This window comes from Brevibacillus fortis, assembly GCF_046196545.1.
GTDB classification, from domain to species: domain Bacteria; phylum Bacillota; class Bacilli; order Brevibacillales; family Brevibacillaceae; genus Brevibacillus; species Brevibacillus fortis_A.
This window is the reverse complement of record NZ_CP176370.1, coordinates 6520461-6544918: the sequence shown is the minus strand read 5'-3', so window position 1 is coordinate 6544918 and position 24458 is coordinate 6520461. Positions and strand designations below refer to the sequence as shown.

Below are 24458 nucleotides of genomic sequence, written 5' to 3'. Positions count from 1 at the left end.
TAGGGGGACAGCGCAAGTGATCTTGCTGGGAACATTGGTCAACGCCGGAGCAATCATCTTAGGGGCATTGTTAGGCAGAATGTTGAAGCGAATTCCGGAGTCGATGCGACAAACCGTCATGCAAGGAATTGCTCTGGCCGTATTCGTATTGGGCATTAAAATGTGCCTGGGTTCAGATAATTTTTTACTCGTGATTATAAGTATTGTGCTAGGAACGGTTCTAGGTGAATGGATTGGAATTGAAAAAGGCTTAAACAATCTGGGGAACTGGCTGGAGAGAAAAGTTGGGGGGAGCCAAGGCAGTATCGCCACTGGTTTTATCACGACGACGCTGGTGTATTGTATTGGAGCCATGGCTGTACTGGGTGCATTGGACAGTGGTTTGCGTAACAACCATGATGTACTGTTTATGAAAGCATTGCTAGACGGATTCTCTGCGATCATTTTCACATCGACGCTAGGAATCGGTGTCATCTTTTCGGCTGTGCCCGTGTTTTTATATCAAGGCATGATTGCGTTATTATCTACGCGCATTTACAGCGTGGTGAGCGAAACGATGCTGGATGCGATCCTGGTAGAAGTAACGGCGGTAGGTGGCTTGATGATTATTGCAATTGGATTAAATGTTTTGGAGATCAAACAAATAAGGGTAGCGAACATGATGCCAGCATTAATGATCGCAGCAGTCGGAGTTCCCTTTATAGATTGGATTTCAAAGCTGTTTTCATAGGTGGCACAGAGGCTCTTCCTTCGGGAGGAGTCTTTTTTTATGAAAAATCAACTATCATCGATAAAAATAGCATGCGATAATATGATACAAAAACTTGATTTGCGAGCAAGTATGGATAAGTGGGACGGGACAGTACAGTACGACAGCATGTTGGGGAGAGAATTACTATGTTGGGTGTAATCGTCAATCCTGTATCGGGCAATGGTACAGGGTTGAAAGTATGGAGGCAAATTGAGCCGACGCTACGACGTCTAGGAGCGCCTTTTCATGTCAGGTTGACATCAGGAGAGGGGGACGCCGAAAAATTATCAAAAGAGCTGATTCAAAAAGAGGGAGTAAAAAAAATCATTGCTGTAGGAGGGGATGGAACGGTCCGAGGCGTGATAAACGGGATATACGAATCGAATCAAGATTGTCGATTTGGATTGGTGCCGGCTGGTTCCGGGAATGATTTCGCTCGCGGACATGGAATTCCGATGAAACCGTTACAGGCATTAGAGCGAATTCTGTCGGAAAAAGGGGAAAAGCGAATCGATCTGATTCTATTGGATGGAAAAGTAGCTGTGAATTCAATCGGGGCCGGATTCGATGCACAGGTAGCAAAGATAACGGATCAAGCTGTGTACAAAGCTTGGCTGAATCGATACAAGCTAGGAGCACTCGCCTACATTATATCGGTGATTCGCGTCGTATGTACGTATCAGCCACGTGATATGATATTGAACGTTGATGGTCATGAGGATCGTTTAGAGGCTGTCTGGCTAGTTGTCGCTGCCAATATTCCGAATTACGGAGGCGGAATGCTGATCTGTCCCGATGCTATACCGGACGATGGCATTGCGGATATTTGTGTAGTAAGTGGTGTGAGTCGACTCGGATTGTTAGCTGCTTTTCCGAAAATATTTACAGGAGCTCACCGTCATCATCCGGGTGTCCGTTTTTATAGGGGCAAGCATGTAACGATACAAGCAGCGGGACAGCTGCCTGTCCATGCAGATGGAGAAAGCGTAGCGCCAACGCCGATCAGTGCCCAAGTGATCGAAAAGCGCCTGACGATTTTTGTATAAAAAAAATAGACCTGTCATCCGTTGAGGGATAGAACAGATCAAAAAGCAAGTTTTCCAAAGAGGGATGGAACCTTTTGCAGAAAGAAACGGTCAATCATATAAGACACTATCGAATCGACTAGGCGTAGAAGCCAGTGTTACGGCTTTTGCCAGTCCGGAAGCTATGATATCTGCCATGTTCATGACGATGGAGAGGCGAGTATTTTGAAGGACAAAATACTCCATGAATCCTCCTACGTTGACAATCCCGGTAATGTGGAAGGAACCGACAGGAGGCAACTCTTTTTTTACACCAGCCCCTGGTTTTAAAGGTCCATTAACCACATTGATGTTTCCGACGTGGCTAAATTGACCTAGACAGGCATCGACTGCAATGAGTGTAGCTGTCGGATGATTCGCGTGGATGAGCTCTAATTTTTCTTTAAGATTCATGGCGTGTACAGGGTCCTCAAGCGTTCCGTACACTTGCAAAAAACGAGGTGACTGTGCGATGAGCTTGGTTCCTACTAATGGGCCTAGAGCATCACCAGTAGAACGGTCTGTCCCAATACATACAATGACAAGGTCGTCATCGAACCGATTTAAGCGAAAGCGCTGTGCAAGGTGACCGGCGAGATGCTCGTCTGCGTTTTCACTGCGGTATTCCACTTTAAAAGGTGGCAAAGAATAATCCTTGCGATTATCGGATGTACTCATGGAAACCCCCACTCTTGCCGACTTGGCTTAAACCAACCTGTAAAAGGTTATATAAAAGTATTCACAGTATCGTACCGATATGACATTTTTATACCTGCTAATGGGAAAGTTACGTAGGTTTTGAAAACTCAGCGAGGCTGGCATGCATGAAAGCGAACAGGTAAAATAAGAGGAGCCTATGGCAGTTTGCGTGAAAAAGATGAGGGGGAGTGAAATGGGAGGAGAGACAGTGCTGATCGCGTTTGATTCCACGCAGCAAGCCTTGCGGGCAGAAATGCTGCTGGAGTACGAAGATATTGAGATCGATACAAGACCAACACCGAAAGAAATAACGGCAGGCTGTGCCCTTTCCATTGAGTTCCTACTGTCGGATTACTCACGAGCAAAAGCGATCATGATGGAACAACAAGTGGTAATACGAGGATACTTCCGTCAGTTTTTTGGCCAGTATAGCGAGGTTGACGAAAACGGGGAGCAGAAGGAGCGGGAGGAATGAACCAAGCTGGTTTTTTTGAGAAAATTTATGCCCAAGTATATGCGTATGTGACAGATGCCGATATGTGGGTAAATATAGGGATGGCTGTACTGAAAATCGCAGCGATCATCCTGTTATCGCGAATCGTCGTTTCCGTTGTGCAATCAGGCGTAAATAAAGTGTTTCAGCACCGCCATGGAAGCAAGATTCAAATGGATCAACGCCGAGTGGACACGATGCGGGTGCTCGTCAACAATGTCGTGCAGTACGGCATTTACTTTTTGGCGATTCTCATGATCTTGCAGCTGTTGGGCATTGATTTGCGCCCTGTTTTGGTAAGCGCAGGGGTACTGGGGCTGGCAGTCGGTTTCGGGGCGCAGAGTCTCGTGCGTGATATCATTACGGGATTCTTCATTATTTTTGAGGACCAATTTGCTGTCGGAGACGTCGTAACGATTAACAATTTGACGGGCACGGTGCAGGAGATTGGTCTGCGCATTACAAAGGTACGAAGCTGGACGGGTGAGGTACACATCTTTCCAAACGGCACGATTAATCAAGTGACCAACTTTTCTTTGCAAAATACGTTAGCGGTTGTCGACGTATCTGTAGCGTATGAAGAAGATCTGAACCAAGTTGAGACTGTGCTCAAAGAAGTGCTGGTATCGGCTCAAACGGAATTGACGGATATCGTAGCGGAGCCACAGATTTTGGGAGTACATGCACTGGGACCTTCCGAAGTCATCATTCGGGTTACGGCTGAGTGCAAGCCGAACACGCATCACGGGGTTAATCGAAATTTGCGTGCGAAGATCAGGACAGAATTAACCAACCGAGGCATTCAAATTCCGTATCCAAAAATCGTCGCGGTGTCTGGAAAGGGAACAGTGTAGAGAGGAGAAAGAGAAATGGAACGCAAGCAATTTGGACTGGGGGATGTCGTACAGATGAAAAAGCCACATCCATGTGGCACGAATGCGTGGAAGGTCATACGCATGGGCATGGATGTGCGAATCAAATGTACGGGTTGCGATCATAGTGTGATGATTGGACGACTAGAATTTGAACGCAAGCTGAAAAAGATACTGATTCGCGCGGAGGAAGAACCGCAAGCATAGACCATTTTTCTTTGATCAACCCATCTGTCTTTTTCTACAATGTCTGTAAACGATGAAGCGACCCGTTTATATGCTTCAGGGAGCGGCTTTGTCGTTTTAGACGGGAGGGGTTCGATGAAAAAGATGAGTGCTCGGTGGTTGCAATGGGTAGTGGTGCTTGCGCTTTTCCTACTTCCATCACAGGGAGTGTGGGCAAAGTCGGCAAACGAATGGGGAGTGAGAATATCCCCGGCTGACAAATCGGCGGAAATAAACCCGGATCAAATCATTACACTGACATTTTCGGGGCCGGTTTCGTTAAAAAATGGGCAAGAGCTCTCCGACAAGTCTGGTCTCTCGATCATTTCGCTCACGGATGCCAAAAAAAAGAAGGTTCGTTTTACGGCAAAATGGAACAAAACAGATCGAAGTATGACGATTGATCCGGTTGGAAATCTGGAAGCAGGGGCGTCCTATCGAGTAAGCTTGCTGGCTAAAAAAGTGAAGGATCAGCGCGGCAATTTGAATCCAGAGCTGACCAGCACGTTTCAAACGAAAAAACCTGTGGATAATATCGCTCCACAAGCAGTCATATTGCCCGGTCACGGGGCTAAAAATGTAGGGCTCCAGGATAAAGTGACACTCCAGTTTGCAGAAGAGATTGCTTTGGTTGGTGGTGGAGTCCTTTCCAGCAAAACGGCCGGGCCATTAGTTCGCGTGACAGATGAAAAAGGGGCTATCGTTCCGCATACCATTACGTGGAACAAAAGCAAGCGGATGTTGTCTGTGAAGCCAAAAGGAAAATGGCAGCCACATACGAGATATCAGGTAAGTCTCATTGCGGGTTTGGTTAAGGACACAGCAGGTAATGTAAATCAAGCGCAGTGGATAACTTTTCAGACAGGATCTAAATAATTCAAGTATGTGGGTAAAAAAAAAGGATGCAGCCAATAGAGGCGCATCCTTTTTCCTTTTGTACGATCAAATGTATCTCCCGGTGATGGTACTTTGGTTATGATTGATCATTATCCCTAGGCTGTATTGCCTTGGCTATGATCTATGTGGAATAGGAGAAGGTAAGGCTGCTGAGGATGCAAGCTTACCTTCAGATAGGCTGGATGGCAGCGGAGTAGGTTAGTCGCAGTCGCAACCTACGATAACGAGAAGGATGAACAGAACCAAGATCAGCGCGAAATCGTCGAAGCCATTAAAGATACCCACTTGCTAACACCTCCTACCGTAGTTTCAATACTCATGCTATGTAGGAACCTACTACGAGGTATAGGCGGATGCCCCAGTTCCAAAGAAAATAAGTTATTCACAGCATATCCACAGAAAATGTGGACAACTTTTTGCAGAAAAAAGGAGTGCCTGCAATCGATGTGGGGGATAAAAAGTTGTTAGCAAATACTTATCCACAGACTTATCCACAAAAGGGGATTTTCTCTGGATAAATCGACGGTTATTATTGAATATTTGAAAAATTTTTATTAGTAAGAAGGAATTTGGCAGGTGAAAATATAATTACACACTTATAATTTTGGCAAAAATAGATAGAAGAAAAGGGGCGATTGAGATTTGAAGAAGCAAGTATTTGCATCAGTTACGGCTTTGGCCATTGCATTGTCGACCGTATCCGTACCATTCATTCCTTACAGCACGCAGGCGGTAGCTCTTGCTGCTGAGAAGCCTTCTTATCAAACTCGCGCTGAGATCCCAGATGCGTACAAGTGGAAGCTGGATCATATTTATCCGACTGTTAAGGAATGGGAAAAGGATGTTGCTAAGGTTGAATCTTTGGCAAACGCTTTCACGAAACACCAAGGCAAGCTGGGTACATCTTCTGCTGCGATGCAGGCGGCATTCGATGACTATGTTGAATTGATGCGATTAAATGACAAAGCATACGTGTACGCAAACATGTCTCTCGATGTAAACTCCGCGAATCCTGATCTGCAAAAGCTGGGAGACCGCGCTGAGAAAATGTACACGCTGGTCACAGAAAAAACCTCGTGGGTACAGCCTGAAATCGTTGCGATTTCCGATGACAAAATAAAGAGCTTGCTGTCCGAAAAGGAGCTTGAGCCTTACAAGCTGTTTATCGAAGACATGCTGAGAACGAAGCCGTATTCACTCTCTGCGGATATGGAGCAGCTCTTGGCAAAATCGTCTCCGTTGGGCGGTGCACCGACCAACATTTACAGCATGCTGTCCAAAGATGTGAGGTTCCCTAAAATCAAAGATGAGACAGGCAAGGAAGTTCAGTTGACGCGTGCCAACTTCATTTCCTATCTGGAAAGCAAGGATCAAAATGTGCGCAGAGAAGCGTTTAAGGCGTACTATGGTGCACTGATCAATTTCCAAGACTCGTTTGCATCGACGTTGGCTGCCAAAGTAAAGGGCGATAATTTCTACGCAGCTGTACGTAATTACGATTCTGCGCTGGAAGCAAGCCTGACACCGAACAACGTACCGACGAAGGTGTATGATGAGCTGATTGACACGGTGAATGACAATCTGCCATTGCTGCATCGCTACATTTCTTTGAAAAAGAAAATGCTTGGCGTGAAGGAATTGCACATGTACGACATTTACGTGCCGATCGTTCCATCTGATGACAAATATATTTCCTTCGACGAAGGGAAGAAAATTGTTGTTGATGGGTTACAGGTGATGGGTGATGACTATGTAAAGGCAATGTCTGACGGCCTCGATGGGGGCTGGGTAGATGTCTATTCCACTGATGACAAGCGCACGGGTGCTTACCAATGGGGTGCTTATGATACACATCCATACGTACTGTTGAATCACCAAGGTACGCTCGATGATGTGTATACCATCGCCCATGAGATGGGACATGCGATGCAGTCGTATTACACGAACAAAAACCAGCCGTACATTTCGTCCAACTATCCAATCTTTACGGCAGAAGTGGCTTCTACCATGAATGAAACCCTGCTGTTCAAGAGCATGTACGCGAAGGCGAAGACGAAAGAAGAGAAGATGTATCTCTTGAATCACTATCTGGAAAACTTCCGTTCCACGCTATTCCGTCAGACGCAGTTCGCGGAGTTTGAGAGAGCGATTCACGAGAAGGAGCAAGCTGGGGAATCCCTGAATGCGGAAGCGATCAAGAAGATTTACCTCGACATAAACAAAAAGTACTACGGAAAAGACATGGTTTCTGATGAGGAAATCGGTATGGAATGGGCACGTGTGAGCCACTTCTACAACTATAAATACTACGTCTATCAATACTCGACGAGCTTTGCCGCTGCACAAGCATTAGCGAAGCAAATCATGGATGAAGGTCAGCCAGCAGTGGACCGGGTTCGCAAAAACTTCCTCGAAGCAGGTAACTCTGCTCCGCCTATTGAGGTACTGAAAGCAGCAGGTGTGGACATGTCCACGTCCCAGCCAATCGAGCAAGCGATGGAAATCTTTGAAGAGACATTGAATGAGCTGGAAAAGCTGGTAAACGAGAAGTAAAGAAACGCCAAAGGAAAACAGGCTCCCTTCCATTACGGATAGGAGCCTGTTTTTTCTTGTAAATATCAATAGGCAATGCCAACTCGCGCTCGTATGTATTCGGAAGTAGAAAGCTGCTGATACGTAAACTCCGCCGTATCCGGCACGGAAATTTGCATCCCATCTACAGGCAACTGGTGAGCCTCGACCCGGTAAGTACCTGTATACTCGCCATCAGGCAAATACGTCGGACATACAATGGTCCATTCGAGCTCGGACTGTTCCAAGAGCGAGTATGCCTTATGATGTTCCTCGGCAGCACGCGTCAATTTTTGTCGGGACTCACTGGATTGATAGCGGAGCAGGTCAGGAGAAACTCTGCTTTGCAAGATGCCGGCGGTTCCCACCGTAATAATGCGTGAAACGCCTTCTCGCTCCATTGCTTCAATTATATAAGGAGTTCCTTCGGATAATGTCGTCGCTTTATCTGTCCCGAGCGCGCTAATGACCGCGTCAACTCCACGCATGGCTGCGGCTACATCCTTTTGAGCGAGGACGTTTCCGGTTAGAACGTGCAGATTTTCAGCAGCCAGATGAAGGAGCTTGTCTGCTGAGCGAACGAGAACAGTTATTTCATGACCATCTTTTAATGCATAGTCGAGGATATGGCTTCCTACGCGACCAGTGGCACCGAGAAGTAAGAGCTTCATTTTTGTAGTCACCTCGTTACCTTTCATTTTACCGGAGCAAAGAGATTCTGTTTGTCTAGTCTAGCATTTCTTTTTTTGTCCCACCACTTAAAGCTATGATGAGCACAGAAGGAGACAAGTGAAACAAAGCTTCCACAAGGAGACAATTGTAATCTGAAAACCAAATCTATATACTTAAAAGGATATCAGGATGATGATAAGGGAGTGTATATAGATGGGTGCTTCTTGCGGGATCGTCGGTCTTCCAAACGTAGGGAAATCGACATTGTTTAATGCCATCACACAAGCGGGTGCTGAATCGGCGAACTATCCGTTCTGTACGATTGACCCGAACGTAGGGATCGTGGAGGTGCCAGACGAGCGTCTGGAAAAGCTGACACAGATCGTCGTTCCGAACAAGGTAGTTCCGACAGCGTTTGAGTTTGTGGACATTGCTGGCTTGGTAAAAGGCGCGAGCAGAGGCGAAGGACTCGGCAACCAGTTCCTTGGACACATCCGTGAAGTGGACGCGATTGCTCATGTTGTACGTTGCTTTGAAGATGAAAATATCACTCACGTAGCAGGCCGTGTCGATCCTTTGAGCGATATCGAGACAATCAACCTGGAGCTGATCTTTGCTGACCTGGACTCTGTTGATCGTCGTATTGACCGCATCGCACGCAAAGTGAAATCCGGCGACAAGGAATCCAAGCAAGAGCTGGACGTGCTGGAGAAATTGAAGGCAGCATTTGAAGAGGGTCAATCTGCTCGCAGTGTAGAACTCGATGACGAAGAGCGCAAATGGATTCGCGATTTGCATCTGCTGACAATCAAGCCAATGCTGTACGTGTGCAACGTAGCAGAAGACGGCATTAACGATGCAGACAACAACCCGCATGTGCAGACAGTTCGTGAGCATGCAGCGAGTGAAGGCGCAGAAGTGGTTGTCATCAGCGCGAAGGTAGAAGCAGAAATCGCTGAGCTCGAGGGCGAGGACAAAGAAATGTTCTTGGAAGAGCTGGGACTTTCTGAGTCTGGTCTCGACCGCTTGATTCGTGCTGCTTACAAGCTGCTGGGATTGGTAACATACTTCACAGCTGGTGTACAAGAAGTACGCGCTTGGACCATCCGTCAGGGTACAAAGGCTCCAGGAGCAGCAGGCGTGATTCATACTGATTTCGAGCGCGGCTTCATTCGTGCCGAAGTGATTGCTTATGACCATCTGGTAGATGCTGGTTCCGTAGCAGTAGCCAGAGAACGTGGGAAGTACCGTCTTGAAGGGAAAGAGTACGTAGTGGCAGATGGAGATGTTATGCATTTCCGCTTCAATGTTTAGTACGAAATTCTTGATTCGAACTAGGCGGTTTGCTATAATATGATAATGCGAGTATTTATGGAGTGCATTTTTTGTGCGTTTCGTTTTAGCACTCGCTCCTTGCCCGAACAGGGCCGCTAAAGTCCATAAGGAGGTGAAAAGGTATGCGCCAATACGAAGTAATGTATGTATTGCGTCCAGACCTTGAAGAAGAGAAAGTAAAATCCAATGTAGCTCGTTACAGCGATGTTGTAACTAACTATGGTGGCGAAATCTCTAAGCTTCAAGAAATGGGTAAACGTCGTCTTGCGTACGAGATCAACAAGTTCCGTGAAGGTTACTACGTTTTGATGAACTTCAAAGCGAACTCCGATGCTGTTGCGGAAGCTGAGCGTCTGATGAAAATCAATGACGACGTAATCCGCTTTATGTTTGTTCGTGATGAGAAGTAATCATTGTCGCGATCAGAGGGGGAACCAAGATGAATAAAGTCATTCTCATCGGCAACCTGACGAAAGATCCTGAACTTCGCTACACGCCAAATGGCGTTGCCGTTGCTACTTTTACTGTGGCCGTCAATCGTCCCCGCACCAATCAAGCGGGAGAGAGAGAAACGGACTTCATTAACATTGTCGCTTGGCAAAAACTTGCCGACCTGTGCGCAAGCTATTTGCGTAAAGGTAGACAAGCAGCCATCGAAGGACGTATGCAAACACGTTCCTATGATAATAAAGAAGGTAAAAAGGTATACGTGACGGAAGTCGTTGCGGAGAACGTTCAATTTTTGGGCGGTCGAGGCAATGAATCCGGCGGAGACAATTCAGGATACGATCCAGGACCGGGCATGGGTGGCGGTAACAAACCATCCGGTCAACGAAATAATGACTATGATCCGTTTGGTGATCCTTTCGCGAGTGCAGGCAAGCCGATCAACATTTCAGATGATGACTTGCCGTTCTAAGATCGTATAACTTTCACATTCCTAAGAAGGAGGGACTATCATGGCACGCAAAGGACGTCCTAATAAGCGTCGTAAAGTATGCTTCTTTAAAGTGAACAAAATCAAGCACATCGATTATAAAGATGTTGACTTGCTGAAAAAGTTCATCAGCGAACGCGGCAAAATCTTGCCACGTCGTGTAACTGGTACTTCTGCGAAGTATCAACGTGCATTGACAATCGCGATCAAGCGATCCCGTCAAGTAGCACTGTTGCCTTACACTGCTGAATAAGTTGCAAAAGCTATAAAAAGGGGGGCACAATTGCGTGGCCCTCTTTTTTCCATAGTTTTCTATGGAAAGTGTACATGAGACATGAATAATGAGGTGCTGACATGCCGTCCAAAACGAAACACTTGGCTGAAAATGCCCTTATGCTGGGTATCGCACTGGTGCTGCTGTTTCTCAGTACATATACCATACTGGGAGGACTCGTCAGTTTCTTGATGCCTCTGCCTTTTATCCTTTTGGCAGTAAATCGAACAGTACCTAACATGGTTTGGATCTCCCTTGCCTTTACGTTTTTGGGCTGGATCATTACTGGTCCGTTTGCGGCTACACTTGCTTTTTCAAGTGCGGTTTGGGGTTCAGTCATGGGGATTTTTTATGCGAAAAAAGGAGCGGCTCTTCCGGCGATTGTGGCAGGGGCAGGTGTTGCCTTTTTGAGTGTCGTTTCCATGCTGGCATTCATGGCATTCGGGATGAACGTTGATTTTAATGCCATGATTCAAGAAGTTGCTAAGCTGCGTCCAGCAATGATGCCAAAAGAGCAGTTTGATCAGCTCCTTGAACTGGGTAAAATCGTCTTGCCTACGAGCTTTGTCATTTTCAGCTTTTTATCGACCGCCATTATTCATGGATTGGCGAGTCTGATTGGACGACGTCTGCGCAGACCGATTCCAGCATTGAAGCCAATTCGGGAATGGAACTTCCCGCGTTCGTTAATTTATTACTACTTCATTGCGATGATCAGTCTATTGTTGTTTGCTGAAAGCATGCAGGGTACATTCTGGGAAATCGCCCTGATGAACCTGAAAGTCATGCTGGATGTTATTTTTGTTTTGCAGGGCTTGAGTTTTTGTCTATTTGCTGCCTTTTTGTACGGCTGGAAGAGATTGACTCCTGTGCTCATTGTCTGTCTATTTATTTTTCCACCCCTAAGTACTATACTTAGTCTAGTAGGGATATTTGACCTAGGAATTCGTTTGCGTGAAAAACTGGAAACAAGAGTGAAGAGGGGCTGAGGAAATGCCCAAGTTCCTGTTAAAGCGTTGGTACGGGATGCACATGGTCCTGGCACTCAGCTTTAGCTTGCTGTTGTTGGGGATTTTGACCTTGTTCCATTGGATGTACGGGGCAATCGGCATGATTTGCTTGATTGGCTTGGTTCTTTACGCTCTTCAAGCAGAAAAGGGGTTCCAACGAGACTTGCGCCTGTATTTGGCGACGGTTACCCATCGCGTGAAGAAGGCGGGAGAAGGCGTTATCCAGGAACTGCCGATCGGAATTCTTTTATACAACGAGGAAAAGGCAATTGAGTGGGTAAACCCGTATATGACGCATATGTCCGGGGATGAATCCATGATCGGGAAAAGCCTTCAAGAGGTATTCCCCCAACTGGTTTGGAAGCCGGAGCAAAAACGGCTGGAGTTTACTTATAACGAGCGGGTATACGAGGTCATTGTGCGGTCTGATGAGCGCCTTTTGTATTTCAAGGACATTACGGACTTCAAAGAATTGACGACTCGTTACCATCGAGAAAAGGCTGCACTTGCCATCATTCACCTCGACAATCTGGACGAGGTCGGACAAGTCATGGATGATCAGAGCCGTACGCTGCTCTCTACAAGCGTGGCTGGTGTGATTACAGAGTGGGCCAACAAACATGGCATATATCTTCGCCGAATCACGGCCGACAAGTTTTTGGCTCTGATGGAACGGGAAGCACTTGATAAATTGGAAGAATCGCGATTTGACATTCTTGATGTAGTACGGGAGATGACGGCTGACAACAAAATTCCGATTACGCTTAGTATCGGGGTTGGAGCTGCTGCTACTACTTACATTGAGCTGGGACAAATGGCGCAATCAAGCTTGGATATCGCATTGGGGCGCGGTGGCGACCAGTGCGCTGTCAAAATCGGCAACAAGCTCACTTTCTACGGTGGGAAATCGAATGCGGTGGAAAAGCGGACACGTGTCCGTGCTCGTGTTATTGCACATGCTTTGCGTGATCTCATTCATGAGGCGGAGCACGTCATCGTCATGGGGCATAAACAGCCTGACATGGATTCCATCGGGGCATCACTTGGTGTATTGAAGGCTGTGCAGCTGCACAACAAAACGGCTTATATCGTCATGGACGAAGGCAATCATTCTGTCGAGCGTCTGATGAAAGAAATTTATGCCAATGAAGAGTTGGCTGAGACCTTTATCACGCCAGAACAGGCGATCCGACTCATTTCCGGCCGCACATTGCTGGTGGTCGTCGATACGCATCGACCATCGCTGGTGATTGAGCCGAAGCTGTTGACGGAAACGAGCCGAATTGTGGTGATCGACCACCATCGACGTTCGGAGGAGTTCATTGAGCCAGTACTCTTGTATCTGGAACCATATGCTTCTTCGACGGCCGAGCTGGTTACGGAGCTCTTGCAATATCAGAGCGAGCGATTGAATATCGACAATCTGATTGCAACGGCACTGTTAGCAGGGATTGTGGTGGATACCAAAAGCTTTGCCTTCCGCACAGGTTCACGGACCTTTGAAGCGGCGTCTTTCCTTCGCCGTAACGGAGCCGATACCGCGGCTGTCCAGCGTCTGTTGAAGGAAGATTTGGGACAGTATGTGAAGCGGGCAAAAATTATCATGAACACGGAAACGTATCGCGACAACATGGCGATTGCTATAGGCGATCCGTCCGAGGATTACACGCAGGTACAGGTGGCGCAAGCTGCTGAGCAGCTACTCACTTTGTCAGGTATCCAGGCGTCGTTTGTTGTTGCAGAGCGATCCGACGATACGATCTTGATCAGTGGACGTTCTCTGGGCGACATCAATGTTCAGTCCATTATGGAACTGCTGGGTGGAGGCGGTCACCTTACTGGTGCTGCGACACAAATTCAAGGCATATCAATTAAAGAAGCTACACGTCGTTTGAAAGAAGCGATTGACTCGGTCGTATAGGCCAAAATATAAAGGGGGAAACGATGATGAAAGTCATTTTTCTTCAAGATGTAAAAGGCCAAGGGAAAAAAGGCGAAGTTAAGGATTTGTCAGAGGGCTACGTACGCAACTTCTTGTTGCCAAAGAAGCTGGTAAAAGAAGCGACAGATAGCAACGTGAAAACGCTCGACGCTCAAAAGCGCAGCGAAGATAAGCGCAAGGAGCAAGAAAAGCTGGATGCTCAGGAGCTGGGCAAAAAGCTGGAAGAGCTGACAGTGAAAGTAGTAGGAAAAGCAGGCGAAGGTGGTCGCTTGTTCGGTGCAATTTCCAGCAAACAAGTAGCGCAAGCGTTGGAAGATCAGTTTAAAATCAAAGTAGACAAGCGTAAGCTCGAAATGGATGCCATCCGTGCTTTGGGCGTGACACAAATCAAAGTAAAACTGCACAACGAAGTAACCGTGACGCTAAAAGTACACGTTGTGGAAGAATAATGTCTCAATTGTGGGGGGTGTGACGTGAGCGACCTGTTTTTGGATCGTGTGCCGCCACAGAACAAGGAAGCGGAACAATCGGTACTGGGTGCCGTGTTCTTGTCTAAGGAAGCTTTAATCACGGCCATTGAGATTCTCCGTCCGGAGGATTTTTACAAGACAGCGCATCAGCGCATCTTTCAAACGATGGTGGACCTGTATGAAAAAGGCGAACCTGTCGATCTGGTTACGGTTACAGCGGATCTACAGGACCACAAGCTGCTGGATGAAGTCGGCGGTGTTACGTATCTCACGGAAATCGCCAGCTCAGTTCCAACGGCTGCCAACATCGAATACTACGCAAAAATTGTAGAAGAAAAATCGCTGCTTCGGCGATTGATTCATACAGCTACGAAGATTGCCAATGACGGATACTCCCGTGAGGATGATGTCACGCAGATCATTGCGGATGCGGAGAAGTACATCATGGAGATCGGCCAAAATCGCAACAGTGGCGGTTTTACACCGATTCGTGATGCCCTCCTGGAAACGTATGAGCGGATTGAGTTTTTGAGTCAGCGACGCGGTGATATTACGGGGATTTCTACAGGATATACGGATTTGGACAAGATGACAGCAGGATTGCAGCGCAGTGACTTGATTATCTTGGCAGCCCGTCCTTCCGTAGGGAAGACGGCTTTTGCCTTGAATCTCGCGCAAAACGTAGCAGCCCGTGCAGGTGAGACCGTAGCCATCTTCTCCTTGGAGATGGGTGCTTCTCAGCTGGTTCAGCGTATGATTTGTGCGGAGGGCAATCTGGATGCGTCCCGGATGCGTTCAGGGACACTAGAGGAAGACGATTGGCAAAAGCTGACGATGGCAATCGGTACGCTGGCGAAAGCGCCGATTTACATCGACGATTCACCCGGGGTTACTGTACAGGACATCCGGGCGAAATGCCGTCGCCTTCAAACAGAGAAGGGATTGGGCCTGATCCTGATCGATTACCTTCAGCTGATTCATGGACGAGGCAAAGGAGATAACCGTCAGCAGGAAGTATCTGAGATCTCTCGTACGCTAAAAGGGATCGCGCGTGAGCTGAACGTGCCGGTTATCGCCCTGTCGCAGTTGAGCCGTGGTGTAGAGCAACGGCAGGACAAGCGACCGATGATGTCCGATATCCGTGAGTCGGGGTCGATTGAGCAGGACGCCGATATCGTCGCCTTCTTGTACCGTGATGACTACTATGACAAGGAATCAGAAAACAAGAATGTCATCGAAGTCATTATCGCCAAACAGCGTAACGGCCCGACCGGAACTGTGGAGTTGGCGTTCCTGAAAGAATTCAACAAGTTCGTTAACTTGGATCATCGCTTTCGGAATCAGGCAGGTTAATAGTTGGAATGGAAGAAAAGTCGGAGAAATTCCGGCTTTTTTTTCTATATTGAATTGCCGAACATATTAAGAATTAACTATATGAATGTTCGTATTTAGCGTTGACATGGGGAGTCTCGTTTAGTAAACTTAGATTGTTTCAGGCCCGAAAAGACATGATAATATCAGGAGGTGTTTTTCGATGTCAACAGTCGTTGTCGTCGGAACCCAGTGGGGCGATGAAGGTAAAGGTAAAATTACAGACTATCTAGCTGAAAGTGCAGAGGTAGTGGCTCGTTATCAAGGCGGTAACAACGCAGGCCATACCATTATTTTTGATGGTAACAAGTATAAGCTGCATTTGATTCCATCCGGAATTTTTTATAGTGACAAGACCTGCGTAATCGGAAACGGTATGGTAATCGATCCGAAAGCATTGGTAAAAGAGCTGGAGTACATTCACAGCTTCGGTTTTTCTACAAGCAATTTGAAAATCAGTGATCGCGCGCATGTGATTTTGCCGTACCACATCAAGCTGGATGGCGTAGAGGAAGATAGCCGCGGTGCTAACAAAATCGGTACGACCCGTAAAGGTATCGGACCTGCTTACATGGATAAAGCTGCGCGTATCGGTATTCGTATCGCTGACTTGTTGGATCGCGAAGAGTTTGCTCGCAAGCTCGAGCGCAACCTGGCAGAGAAAAACATGCTGCTGGAGAAAATGTACAACACAACTGGCTTTGAGCTTCAAGAAATTCTGGATGAATACTTGGCTCTGGCAGAAATCATTCGTCCTTACGTAACCGATACATCTGTTGTCCTCAATGATTCCATTGATAGTGGCAACCGCGTATTATTTGAAGGTGCACAAGGCGTATTGCTCGATATTGACCAAGGTACGTATCCTTACGTAACGTCCTCCAACCCAATTGCGGGTGGTGTGACTATCGGTTCTGGTGTAGGACCAACTAAGATTCATCAAGTAATCGGGGTTGCAAAAGCTTACACGACGCGTGTAGGTGATGGTCCGTTCCTGACTGAGCTGACAGATGCAACTGGCGACCATATCCGTGAGGTTGGTTTCGAATATGGTACAACAACAGGTCGTCCTCGCCGTGTAGGCTGGTTCGACAGCGTAGTCGTTCGTCACGCTCGTCGTGTCAGCGGCCTTACTGGTTTGGCGATCACCAAGCTGGATACCCTGTCTGGAATCGAGACCCTACGTATTTGCACAGCGTACAAATACAATGGAGAAGTTATCGAATCGTTCCCAGCGAACCTCAACCTGCTGGCGAAATGTGAGCCAGTTTATGAGGAGTTGCCAGGTTGGACAGAGGATATCACAGGCATTCGCAATCTGAACGACTTGCCAGAAAACGCTCGTCACTACATTGAGCGTATCACGCAACTGACTGGTATTCCAATGTCGATCTTCTCCGTAGGACCGGATCGTGAACAAACTGTCATTGTTCGTGGCATTTACGGATAAGCAATAGACTATATAATAGAAGAAAGCTGTCGATCATTCGGCAGCTTTCTTTTTTTTGCAGGGGACAGACACGAAACGATACCCTCTGGGCATATGGATAGACATAGGTAGAAATGGAGAGGTGAAAAGTGATGATGGGTTTTGGATTTGACCAAAAGGCCATGAAGCTGCTGGGCAAAAATGTACAGGTAAAGATGATCAATGGCGTCGTCATCAAGGGAACCATGACTCATTTTAACAATGGCTACCTCTGCTTTATCACCACATACAAACAACAAAATGACGCCGAGAAAACGAAAATACGCAGACTTGCGTTAAAAGACGTTACCTCGATGCAAGAGGTGTGAGTTTCAGATGCCCATAACGAAATAAGCCATCTTTCCTAGACATTTAGGAAGATGGCTATATTTATTTTAGATCATGCCTCCATACGATCGGATGATCTCAGTTGCTAGATCACCTTGTTCCTCTGGTACGACTGCCGTTAACAAGACACTGCGATTCAAATTGTCATCGCCCCGATCAGCCATGCCACTGGCGTCTGGATTTACTGCGGCCATGACGCTTGCATCCCTGCCGCTTGGGAAGTCAGCTGCCAGTGTAAGGTTGCCCAAGCTGGGAAAATCTCCGGATATGGGATTCAGGATTTGTTCATTCCCGTCACCAGGGAATTGTCCGACTCTGTCGATCTGAATGATGGAAAAACCAGCTTGTCGAAGTGCTTTTTCTGCCTTTTGGGCATCGTCTTCGGTGTGAAATCCTGCAAGAATGTTACGTTCCTTCACGTATATCAGCCTCCAGATATGATAAATGCTACCAATTGTTTGTACATATAGTGACTCTGTGTCTATTTTTTTATTCGACAGCAATTTACACTTGATGTTGTCGTTAATCTTATGGTAAAGTCGACATAGTTGGTTTCTTTAGGCAATTTGTCAGGTAAATGGAAACTAAAATATGGGATTTACGACCTAGTCAATAAATTAAAAATTTTCAGGAAATGGAACGAGCAAGTTGTATCTGTTTTCAGGAGGGACAAGTTATGCATTGGTCGGAATGGAAGGCCAAGCTGCAGGAACGGTCATCACGAATCGTTCGGGATTGCAGTGATCTGGCGAAACGTACAATGAAACGTACAAGCTCTTATATCCAGTCGCATAAAAAACAATCGCTTTCAATTGCGGCAGGTCTAGTATTGACGATTGCTGGTGGAGCATCTGCACAATACTATTACACAAGCAATGTCAACTCTGTCTACCATGTCAGTGTGAACGGCAAAGAGATTGGCGTGGTAAACGATCCAAATGTGATACATAACTGGACAGCAGCTAAGCTGGAAGAGGAAAAGTCAAAAACAGGCCTCAGCTTGCAATTGGCTGACTATATCACATTCGAAGAAGAGCGTGAATTCAAGGCACAGTTCAATAACGATGCCGCTGTACAAGCTCTGGCATCCGTAGCGGATCTCAAGGTTCAGGGCGTTAAGTTGACAATTGACGGCAAAGTAGTAGGGTACCTGCCAGACCAGCAATCGGCTGATCAAGTACTGGCTGAAGTGAAGCAAAAATATTCCGGAGTTCCTGCAGCGACAGGGAAAAAGGCTGTTGTAGCAGCAGCATCCGCAGTTCCAGTCAAACCAAATCCGGTAAAAGAAGTTGCATTTAAAGAAAATGTAGAGATGCAAACCGAAACAGTCGATGCATCTCAAATTTTGTCTGCCGATAAACTCGAGGAGTTGCTGGTAAAAGGCACCTTCAAGGATATGAAGCACACGGTTGTAGAAGGCGATTGCATCGGTTGCATCGCGAAGAAATACGGCATTACATCAAAAGATATTTACGCGAATAACCCGGGTGTTACGGAAAATACCGTCCTTCAATTGGGACAAGAAATTAATGTAACTGCAGTGCGTCCACTGGTTACTGTACAAGTCAAAGAGGAAGTAGATCAGCAAGAGGTTATTGCTTTTAATACCCAAATTAAAAACAATGACAAGGTTCCTAAGGGCGAAACTAAGGTCGTACAAGAAGGTAAAAACGGCAGTAAAACTGTTAAGTACGAAGTTGTGAAAGAAAATGGACAAGTCGTTAATCGCAAAGTCATCAAACAAGATGTAACTGTGCAGCCTGTAACCAAAATTATGGAGCGCGGTACAAAAGTTATCCCATCGCGCGGTACAGGCCGTTTGAGCTGGCCTGCTAGCGGGTATATCAGCAGCGGCTTCGGCAAGCGCTGGGGCAGCATGCATAAAGGGATTGATATTGCCGGTTCTGGTTCTGTCATGGCGGCAGATAATGGACGTGTCACATTCGCTGGTTGGAATGGTGACTATGGAAAATCAGTTATCATTGACCACGGCAATGGAATGAAGACATTGTACGGTCACATGAGCACAATTAGTGTGAACGTCGGCGATGTCGTTAGCCAAGGAAAGAAAATAGGCGTAAAGGGTTCTACTGGACAATCGACCGGCGTCCACCTGCATTTTGAGGTTATACAAAATGGACGAAATCAAAACCCGATTCGTTACTTAAAATAGACTAGTAATTTCTGGATAAGAAAGGGCAACTCTGAGGAGGGGCCCTTTTTTTGTTGGCAGGGATTGAATGCCAAGCCCTTCTTTACATGGCGTACATAGTGTATTGTAGAGGAATAGTGACGTTCGAAGTGGAATCCTTGAAGAGGCAGTTTGAGAGGAAACAGACGACTGTTGGAACACGTACTTACAGAAAAAGGAGGGCGCAGGATGGCAAAACTCCTCGTAGTTGACGATGAAAAACCGATTGCAGATATTTTGAAATTTACGTTTGAAAAAGAAGGATATCAGGTCGTATGCGCCTATGATGGTGATGAGGCAATTGTCCTGGTCAAGGATGAGCGACCAGATCTGATTTTACTGGATGTTATGCTTCCAGGCAGAGACGGAATGGACGTATGTCGAACTGTTCGTCAAACGTATGATGTTCCGATCATCATGCTGACTGCCAAAGACTCTGAACTGGATAAAGTACTCGGGCTGGAATTGGGCGCGGACGATTACGTGACGAAGCCATTTAGTACGCGTGAGCTGGTAGCCCGTGTAAAGGCTCATTTGCGCCGTAACCGCTCGAAAGTGGAGGAGAAGGATAGCCAGCATGTACTGCGCGTGCATGAGCTGGAAATCGATTTGAACTCATATACCGTCGAAAAGGTGGGAGAAGCATTAGAGCTGACGCACCGTGAGCTTGAGCTGCTGGTGTACCTCACTCGCCATCAGGGACAAGTATTGACGCGAGAGCATCTCCTGCAGTCGGTCTGGGGATTCGACTATTTTGGCGATGTGCGGACGGTAGATGTGACCATCCGTCGTTTGCGGGAAAAAATCGAGGATGATCCGAGCCAGCCGAAGTACATTATCACGCGGCGTGGTTTGGGCTATACATTACGCAATCCCGGCATGGGAGGCCAGCCTGGATGAGGCGGCTGTTCAAAACCGTTCAATGGAAAATGGTCATCATTTACATGCTGTTGATTTTGCTTGCGATGCAATTTATAAGCGCCTACTTTGCCCGGGAAGTCGAGAGCTACTACATCAACAACTTTTCCGAGGCCTTGAATGGACAAGCTAGTTTGTTAGCGAGTTTGCTGGAAAGCGATTTGCGCCCGCATGACGGGAAGGAATCCAACGCCGAACAAAACCGCCAGGACATCGACAACCTGATCAACAACCTGGTAAAAATCAATGGAGCGAATGTGCAGGTCATCGATCAGACAAGAACGGTGGTTGCGACGACAGAGGACAAAAGCACAATTGGACAGCGGACCTCGCAGCCTGAAGTGACAGTTGCCTTGCTCGGGACGCGCAGTGAATCGATGCGGATCGACCCGAAGACGGGGGCGCGGGTAAAAGTATTGGCACTACCTGTTAAGGGCGATCAGATCGTATACGGTGCGGTCTACATGATCGCTTCGATGGAAGGCACTTATGCGACGATTGGTAAAATGAACGGCATCTTGGGGACAGGTACGATGATCGCTATGGTCATTACAGCGGTGCTCGGGGTTGTGTTGGCCCGCACCATCACCAAGCCTGTGAAGGAGATGACTCGTCAGGCGCGATTGGTGGCAGACGGGGACTTTAACAGTAGTGTACGAGTCTATAGCGATGATGAAATTGGCCAACTCGGTATGGCCTTTAATCATATGACCTTGCGTTTGCAGGAAGCGATTTTGCAGCAAGAAGAAGAGCGTGAGAAGCTCGCGGGAATTTTGAGCAACATGACGGACGGTGTCATTGCCGCTAACCGAAATGGACAGATCATCCTGTTTAATCGGGCTGCAGAAGATATGTTGCAGGTGACGATGGCTGATGTCCTTCTCAAGAGACGCACCTTGTATGATCTGTTGGGTCTACCGCCAGAGGATGAGATGTCGCTCTATACGCAGGAAGAACCGCTTATCATTGAGATGACGCTGCCGAATAAGGAAGAAGTGATCCTGCGTGTAACGTTTACGCCCTTGCAGCATGATAGCAAAAAAATGGGCGGGATCATCGCTGTCGTAGCGGATGTGACGGAGCAGCAGCGACTGGAGCAGCAGCGCCGCGAATTCGTGGCGAATGTGTCGCATGAGCTGCGGACACCGCTGACGACCATTAAAAGCTATGTGGAAGCGCTGCTGGATGGCGCAGTGGAAGAGCCGGAGCTGTCCCAACGGTTCTTGAAGGTTACTTCGTCGGAGACAGAGCGCATGATTCGCTTGGTAAACGATTTGTTGCAGCTATCGCGTTTTGATTCGCAGGGGGTTCGTCTGCATTGTAAGGAAGCGGACATCAATCGATTGCTTCACTATGCTGCCGATCGTTTTTCCATGTTCAGTGAGCAACAAGAGGTTCAGCTCAGTCTGGATATGCCGAGCAAGCTTCCGCCGGTTTATATTGATCTGGATGCGATCAATCAAGTATTGGATAATCTTTTGTCCAATGCGATCAAGTATACGTCTCAAGGAGGCACCGTGGTTCTCATGGCAAAAGAGAATCACAAGCAAAAGCGGGTTCAAATCTCCATCACCGACACAGGAATCGGTATTCCCAGCCGCGATTTGAAGCGAATCTTTGAGCGCTTCTACCGCGTAGACAAGGCGCGTTCGCGCGGTCAGGGTGGAACGGGCCTGGGATTGGCAATTGCCCGCGAATTAGTACAGGCACACGGTGCAGATATCGAGATTACGAGCGAATGGAACGTGGGAACGACAGTCACGTTCTGGGTGCCATTTGCCCAAGGAGGAAAAACGGGATGAAGCGGATGCTAGAGCCTGCCAAGACCGTCTTACTCAATCTGCTAGTGCTAGCCAGCTTTGTTTTGACAGCGATGTTGTGGTCGAATCAACCTAACCTCCAATTTATTGAGCCGGCAGAGTACACGCAGTCAAAGCCAGTTCAGGAAAAACAACTCGAACAGCTCGTTACGCCGGAATCCGTTGTTTTTCACTATGGGGAAGATCGCCACACGAAAGCATCCGCAACCGATGCTCCTTACAGTTTGATCGTGCGAGAAATGTCGAAATGGATCTTCCTCGATTTTTCTCCGCTCACCATCTCCAATGAGAAATGGGAAGATATTGCCCGGGAAAAGATGGGTTTGGAAGTGCGCTTTCGGAGCACGGTTCCTTTGTCAATTGTAGGTCGGCTGGTAACCTTTCGGGATGAGTTTGACAACCGAATGAAAGGGATTGACCGATTGTGGTTGTACTACGAGAAGGACGAGGATGTCGTCTACGCGTTATTTTTGTCGACTGAGGAAGGTCGAATGATGCGTTCTCGAACATCGATCAGCCCTAAGGATTTGCGGGAATCGTACTTGGCTTCTGGTGATTTAATGCCTGAGCAAATCATGAAAATCGTCAAACCAGAGCGAAGCTTCGTAGATTTGGAAGGACCTGCGCTGATGTGGAGCACGTACTATTTGCCCAAGGATCAGATGCGCATGCAGCAATTTCGCTATAGCTACGTACCTGTTACGAATGAAAGACTAATCGAGTCCTACTTTATCGATCAATCGCTCGTCAGACAGATCATGGAGCGGGACAAAACGGTTATTTTTACAGATGGCAGCAGATCCATTCAATTGAGATCGGAGCAGCAGGCGTTCACGTTTACTGATCCGGCGTACCAACAGCGGGATCAGGAGCTGTCCGATGAAGAAAAAGTGCAGAGTGCCGTTACCTTCATGAATAAGCACTTGGGCTGGCTTGATGACTATCATTTTGAACGAATCAAGAAGAGCTACAATGAAAAAGACTTGATCACGTTCCGCCAGTACTTGGGGGCGTATCCCTTGATCAGCGATGGGGAGGCCAAGCAAATCGATACGATCCAAATTACATCAGAAGCAGGCCAGGTTGTGACGATGAGTCGTTCGCTGCTGGATTTGGACAAGTATATCGATAACAAAGAGTGGACAGTTATGTCTGGTCCAGAGCTGTATCAGTATATCCGCGACAAAAAGCTGGCGGACACAGAAAAAATCACCAACGCTTATTTGGCTTACCATACCAAAGTAGGCGAAGGAAACGTAGACCTGATGCCAATCTGGGTTGTGGAATTGGCGAATCAGGCGAACCTGTATATTTCTGCGCACACCAATCAGGGAGGAGGGAAGGCGCATGGATTGGAGTAGGACGAAGACGATTCTGATCTGGGCCTTTCTACTCCTCGATTTGTTTCTCCTGTATCAGGTGTATGTGACGCGCATAAGCCTGTGGAATGACAAGGAAGTCGCGCAGAGCGAGAAATGGAATACAGAGCTGTACTTGAATCAGCAAAATATCACATTGGATACAGAAGTGCCGCAGGATACACCGGAAATGTCCAATTTGGATGCGGAGTATATCGGAATCAATCCGATTTCCTTGCATGAGATATCAGGACTTCAGGCGACGGTAGAAAAGATGGCGCTGGCTGCCAAGCTGGACCCACCGATGCAGATTCGTGGTCAACTGAATCCTCAGGAGCTCTTGCGTCAAATTGGTCCGAGGCTGATTTATTCCGATCAATACGTAGCTGATCCTTATCAATCGAATCAAGCGCGGCTCTTGTATTGGCAGGTCTATGATAAAATGCCAGTATTCGTCGCGCCGTTGGAAATGTATTTGGACAACGGAACGATACTTGGCTACAGGCAGACCTTTTTCCACCTTCGTAAGCAGCAGGGAGAACGACAGGTGATCTCTGGTTATGCGGCACTACGCTCTCTGGTGGACAAGCAAATTATTTCACCAGGGGAACGGATTGAGAATGTGAGCCTGGGTTATTACGGTTCTTACGATGCGGATATTCAGACGCTAGTGCCTGTATGGCGTGTGGTTCACGATGGCAAATGGCATTTTGTCAACGCGATTACAGGAGCACTGGAGCGTCCGATGGTAACGCAGCGCTGAATAGATAGA

Annotated in this window: 26 protein-coding genes; 22 read left to right on the top strand and 4 right to left on the bottom strand. The window is 47.3% G+C overall.

Going from position 1 to position 24458, the window contains the following annotated elements:
- The first annotated feature begins 16 nt into the window (after positions 1-16).
- Complete coding sequence (locus ACKKE8_RS31585) at positions 17-730, top strand: DUF554 domain-containing protein (RefSeq protein ID WP_409176468.1); 714 nt, start codon at positions 17-19, stop codon at positions 728-730.
- A 167-nt stretch (positions 731-897) separates the two neighbouring features.
- Positions 898-1797, top strand: coding sequence for a diacylglycerol/lipid kinase family protein (locus ACKKE8_RS31580; protein ID WP_409176467.1), 900 nt, complete (start codon positions 898-900; stop codon positions 1795-1797).
- A gap of 90 nt (positions 1798-1887) precedes the next feature.
- Here ACKKE8_RS31580 and yyaC read toward each other — a convergent pair whose 3' ends face one another.
- Positions 1888-2493 carry a spore protease YyaC gene (gene yyaC, locus ACKKE8_RS31575; protein ID WP_409176466.1) on the bottom strand — a complete coding sequence of 202 codons (606 nt, stop codon included), beginning with the start codon at positions 2491-2493 and terminating at the stop codon, positions 1888-1890.
- Between the two features lie 214 nt (positions 2494-2707).
- On the opposite strand from yyaC, the gene ACKKE8_RS31570 reads away from it, so the two are divergent.
- The 4 genes from ACKKE8_RS31570 to ACKKE8_RS31555 all read left to right on the top strand — a co-directional run bounded on the left by ACKKE8_RS31570 (position 2708) and on the right by ACKKE8_RS31555 (position 4980).
- Positions 2708-2989: a DUF3343 domain-containing protein gene (locus ACKKE8_RS31570; RefSeq protein ID WP_409176465.1), complete on the top strand. Its 282-nt coding sequence runs from the start codon at positions 2708-2710 to the stop codon at positions 2987-2989.
- Positions 2986-3861, top strand: a complete 876-nt coding sequence (locus ACKKE8_RS31565; RefSeq protein WP_409176464.1) for a mechanosensitive ion channel family protein — start codon at positions 2986-2988, stop codon at positions 3859-3861. Before ACKKE8_RS31570 ends, ACKKE8_RS31565 begins: the two co-directional genes overlap by 4 nt.
- Positions 3862-3876: 15 nt before the next feature.
- Positions 3877-4086 carry a DUF951 domain-containing protein gene (locus ACKKE8_RS31560; RefSeq protein WP_007720174.1) on the top strand — a complete coding sequence of 70 codons (210 nt, stop codon included), beginning with the start codon at positions 3877-3879 and terminating at the stop codon, positions 4084-4086.
- Between the two features lie 114 nt (positions 4087-4200).
- Positions 4201-4980, top strand: a complete 780-nt coding sequence (locus ACKKE8_RS31555) for an Ig-like domain-containing protein (protein WP_409176463.1) — start codon at positions 4201-4203, stop codon at positions 4978-4980.
- A 219-nt stretch (positions 4981-5199) separates the two neighbouring features.
- Here the strand turns inward: ACKKE8_RS31555 and ACKKE8_RS31550 are convergent, their stop codons facing one another.
- The gene (locus ACKKE8_RS31550; RefSeq protein WP_017246824.1) at positions 5200-5286 is read right to left on the bottom strand and encodes a YjcZ family sporulation protein; all 87 of its coding nucleotides are present in this window, start codon (positions 5284-5286) and stop codon (positions 5200-5202) included.
- A gap of 357 nt (positions 5287-5643) precedes the next feature.
- On the opposite strand from ACKKE8_RS31550, the gene pepF reads away from it, so the two are divergent.
- On the top strand, positions 5644-7554 hold the full coding sequence (gene pepF / locus ACKKE8_RS31545; RefSeq protein ID WP_409176462.1) for an oligoendopeptidase F: 1911 nt from the start codon (positions 5644-5646) through the stop codon (positions 7552-7554).
- Between the two features lie 65 nt (positions 7555-7619).
- Here the strand turns inward: pepF and ACKKE8_RS31540 are convergent, their stop codons facing one another.
- Complete coding sequence (locus tag ACKKE8_RS31540; RefSeq protein WP_409176461.1) at positions 7620-8243, bottom strand: NAD(P)-dependent oxidoreductase; 624 nt, start codon at positions 8241-8243, stop codon at positions 7620-7622.
- Between the two features lie 214 nt (positions 8244-8457).
- Here ACKKE8_RS31540 and ychF point away from each other — a divergent pair, with 214 nt between their 5' ends.
- The 10 genes from ychF (at position 8458) to ACKKE8_RS31490 (ending at position 17380) form a co-directional block, all read left to right on the top strand.
- Positions 8458-9558, top strand: a complete 1101-nt coding sequence (gene ychF / locus ACKKE8_RS31535) for a redox-regulated ATPase YchF (protein WP_376895160.1) — start codon at positions 8458-8460, stop codon at positions 9556-9558.
- 143 nt (positions 9559-9701) lie between these two features.
- Positions 9702-9989, top strand: a complete 288-nt coding sequence (gene rpsF / locus ACKKE8_RS31530; RefSeq protein ID WP_007720183.1) for a 30S ribosomal protein S6 — start codon at positions 9702-9704, stop codon at positions 9987-9989.
- Positions 9990-10018: 29 nt separating this feature from the next.
- Positions 10019-10498 carry a single-stranded DNA-binding protein gene (locus ACKKE8_RS31525; RefSeq protein WP_016739386.1) on the top strand — a complete coding sequence of 160 codons (480 nt, stop codon included), beginning with the start codon at positions 10019-10021 and terminating at the stop codon, positions 10496-10498.
- A 40-nt stretch (positions 10499-10538) separates the two neighbouring features.
- Complete coding sequence (gene rpsR / locus ACKKE8_RS31520) at positions 10539-10769, top strand: 30S ribosomal protein S18 (protein ID WP_016739387.1); 231 nt, start codon at positions 10539-10541, stop codon at positions 10767-10769.
- 101 nt (positions 10770-10870) lie between these two features.
- Positions 10871-11779, top strand: coding sequence for a DUF2232 domain-containing protein (locus ACKKE8_RS31515; RefSeq protein ID WP_409176460.1), 909 nt, complete (start codon positions 10871-10873; stop codon positions 11777-11779).
- A 4-nt stretch (positions 11780-11783) separates the two neighbouring features.
- Entirely contained in the window at positions 11784-13721 is a 1938-nt protein-coding gene (locus ACKKE8_RS31510) for a DHH family phosphoesterase (protein ID WP_007720189.1), read from the top strand.
- Between the two features lie 26 nt (positions 13722-13747).
- Complete coding sequence (rplI, locus tag ACKKE8_RS31505; RefSeq protein WP_409179235.1) at positions 13748-14191, top strand: 50S ribosomal protein L9; 444 nt, start codon at positions 13748-13750, stop codon at positions 14189-14191.
- 24 nt (positions 14192-14215) lie between these two features.
- Positions 14216-15565, top strand: a complete 1350-nt coding sequence (gene dnaB / locus ACKKE8_RS31500) for a replicative DNA helicase (RefSeq protein WP_048035469.1) — start codon at positions 14216-14218, stop codon at positions 15563-15565.
- A 181-nt stretch (positions 15566-15746) separates the two neighbouring features.
- Positions 15747-17033 (top strand): adenylosuccinate synthase, encoded by a 1287-nt coding sequence (locus tag ACKKE8_RS31495; protein WP_144618396.1) that lies wholly within the window; start codon positions 15747-15749, stop codon positions 17031-17033.
- 131 nt (positions 17034-17164) lie between these two features.
- Positions 17165-17380 carry a hypothetical protein gene (locus ACKKE8_RS31490; RefSeq protein ID WP_020477510.1) on the top strand — a complete coding sequence of 72 codons (216 nt, stop codon included), beginning with the start codon at positions 17165-17167 and terminating at the stop codon, positions 17378-17380.
- Between the two features lie 66 nt (positions 17381-17446).
- On the opposite strand, the gene ACKKE8_RS31485 is transcribed toward ACKKE8_RS31490, so the two are convergent.
- Entirely contained in the window at positions 17447-17902 is a 456-nt protein-coding gene (locus ACKKE8_RS31485) for a hypothetical protein (protein WP_409176459.1), read from the bottom strand.
- Positions 17903-18075: 173 nt separating this feature from the next.
- On the opposite strand from ACKKE8_RS31485, the gene ACKKE8_RS31480 reads away from it, so the two are divergent.
- The 5 genes from ACKKE8_RS31480 to ACKKE8_RS31460 all read left to right on the top strand — a co-directional run bounded on the left by ACKKE8_RS31480 (position 18076) and on the right by ACKKE8_RS31460 (position 24449).
- Positions 18076-19572 (top strand): peptidoglycan DD-metalloendopeptidase family protein, encoded by a 1497-nt coding sequence (locus ACKKE8_RS31480; protein ID WP_409176458.1) that lies wholly within the window; start codon positions 18076-18078, stop codon positions 19570-19572.
- Positions 19573-19779: 207 nt separating this feature from the next.
- Positions 19780-20490, top strand: coding sequence for a response regulator YycF (gene yycF / locus ACKKE8_RS31475; RefSeq protein ID WP_409176457.1), 711 nt, complete (start codon positions 19780-19782; stop codon positions 20488-20490).
- Entirely contained in the window at positions 20487-22310 is a 1824-nt protein-coding gene (gene walK / locus ACKKE8_RS31470; protein WP_409176456.1) for a cell wall metabolism sensor histidine kinase WalK, read from the top strand. Before yycF ends, walK begins: the two co-directional genes overlap by 4 nt.
- Complete coding sequence (locus ACKKE8_RS31465; RefSeq protein WP_409176455.1) at positions 22307-23689, top strand: YycH family regulatory protein; 1383 nt, start codon at positions 22307-22309, stop codon at positions 23687-23689. Before walK ends, ACKKE8_RS31465 begins: the two co-directional genes overlap by 4 nt.
- Entirely contained in the window at positions 23676-24449 is a 774-nt protein-coding gene (locus ACKKE8_RS31460; protein ID WP_106656840.1) for a two-component system regulatory protein YycI, read from the top strand. The genes ACKKE8_RS31465 and ACKKE8_RS31460 overlap by 14 nt, the downstream gene beginning before the upstream one ends.
- Positions 24450-24458: the final 9 nt, after the last annotated feature.

Excerpts from the sequence above, each read along its gene's own strand:
- walK (WP_409176456.1), top strand. The coding sequence starts at position 20,487 with ATGAGGCGGCTGTTCAAAACCGTTCAATGGAAAATGGTCATCATTTAC.
- ychF (WP_376895160.1), top strand. The coding sequence starts at position 8,458 with ATGGGTGCTTCTTGCGGGATCGTCGGTCTTCCAAACGTAGGGAAATCG.
- ACKKE8_RS31525 (WP_016739386.1), top strand. The coding sequence starts at position 10,019 with ATGAATAAAGTCATTCTCATCGGCAACCTGACGAAAGATCCTGAACTT.
- ACKKE8_RS31480 (WP_409176458.1), top strand. The coding sequence starts at position 18,076 with ATGCATTGGTCGGAATGGAAGGCCAAGCTGCAGGAACGGTCATCACGA.
- yyaC (WP_409176466.1), bottom strand. The coding sequence starts at position 2,493 with ATGAGTACATCCGATAATCGCAAGGATTATTCTTTGCCACCTTTTAAA.
- ACKKE8_RS31570 (WP_409176465.1), top strand. The coding sequence starts at position 2,708 with ATGGGAGGAGAGACAGTGCTGATCGCGTTTGATTCCACGCAGCAAGCC.
- ACKKE8_RS31565 (WP_409176464.1), top strand. The coding sequence starts at position 2,986 with ATGAACCAAGCTGGTTTTTTTGAGAAAATTTATGCCCAAGTATATGCG.
- rplI (WP_409179235.1), top strand. The coding sequence starts at position 13,748 with ATGAAAGTCATTTTTCTTCAAGATGTAAAAGGCCAAGGGAAAAAAGGC.
- ACKKE8_RS31540 (WP_409176461.1), bottom strand. The coding sequence starts at position 8,243 with ATGAAGCTCTTACTTCTCGGTGCCACTGGTCGCGTAGGAAGCCATATC.
- ACKKE8_RS31490 (WP_020477510.1), top strand. The coding sequence starts at position 17,165 with ATGATGGGTTTTGGATTTGACCAAAAGGCCATGAAGCTGCTGGGCAAA.
- rpsR (WP_016739387.1), top strand. The coding sequence starts at position 10,539 with ATGGCACGCAAAGGACGTCCTAATAAGCGTCGTAAAGTATGCTTCTTT.
- ACKKE8_RS31560 (WP_007720174.1), top strand. The coding sequence starts at position 3,877 with ATGGAACGCAAGCAATTTGGACTGGGGGATGTCGTACAGATGAAAAAG.
- ACKKE8_RS31495 (WP_144618396.1), top strand. The coding sequence starts at position 15,747 with ATGTCAACAGTCGTTGTCGTCGGAACCCAGTGGGGCGATGAAGGTAAA.
- yycF (WP_409176457.1), top strand. The coding sequence starts at position 19,780 with ATGGCAAAACTCCTCGTAGTTGACGATGAAAAACCGATTGCAGATATT.
- rpsF (WP_007720183.1), top strand. The coding sequence starts at position 9,702 with ATGCGCCAATACGAAGTAATGTATGTATTGCGTCCAGACCTTGAAGAA.
- ACKKE8_RS31555 (WP_409176463.1), top strand. The coding sequence starts at position 4,201 with ATGAAAAAGATGAGTGCTCGGTGGTTGCAATGGGTAGTGGTGCTTGCG.
- ACKKE8_RS31460 (WP_106656840.1), top strand. The coding sequence starts at position 23,676 with ATGGATTGGAGTAGGACGAAGACGATTCTGATCTGGGCCTTTCTACTC.
- ACKKE8_RS31465 (WP_409176455.1), top strand. The coding sequence starts at position 22,307 with ATGAAGCGGATGCTAGAGCCTGCCAAGACCGTCTTACTCAATCTGCTA.
- ACKKE8_RS31580 (WP_409176467.1), top strand. The coding sequence starts at position 898 with ATGTTGGGTGTAATCGTCAATCCTGTATCGGGCAATGGTACAGGGTTG.
- ACKKE8_RS31510 (WP_007720189.1), top strand. The coding sequence starts at position 11,784 with ATGCCCAAGTTCCTGTTAAAGCGTTGGTACGGGATGCACATGGTCCTG.
- ACKKE8_RS31515 (WP_409176460.1), top strand. The coding sequence starts at position 10,871 with ATGCCGTCCAAAACGAAACACTTGGCTGAAAATGCCCTTATGCTGGGT.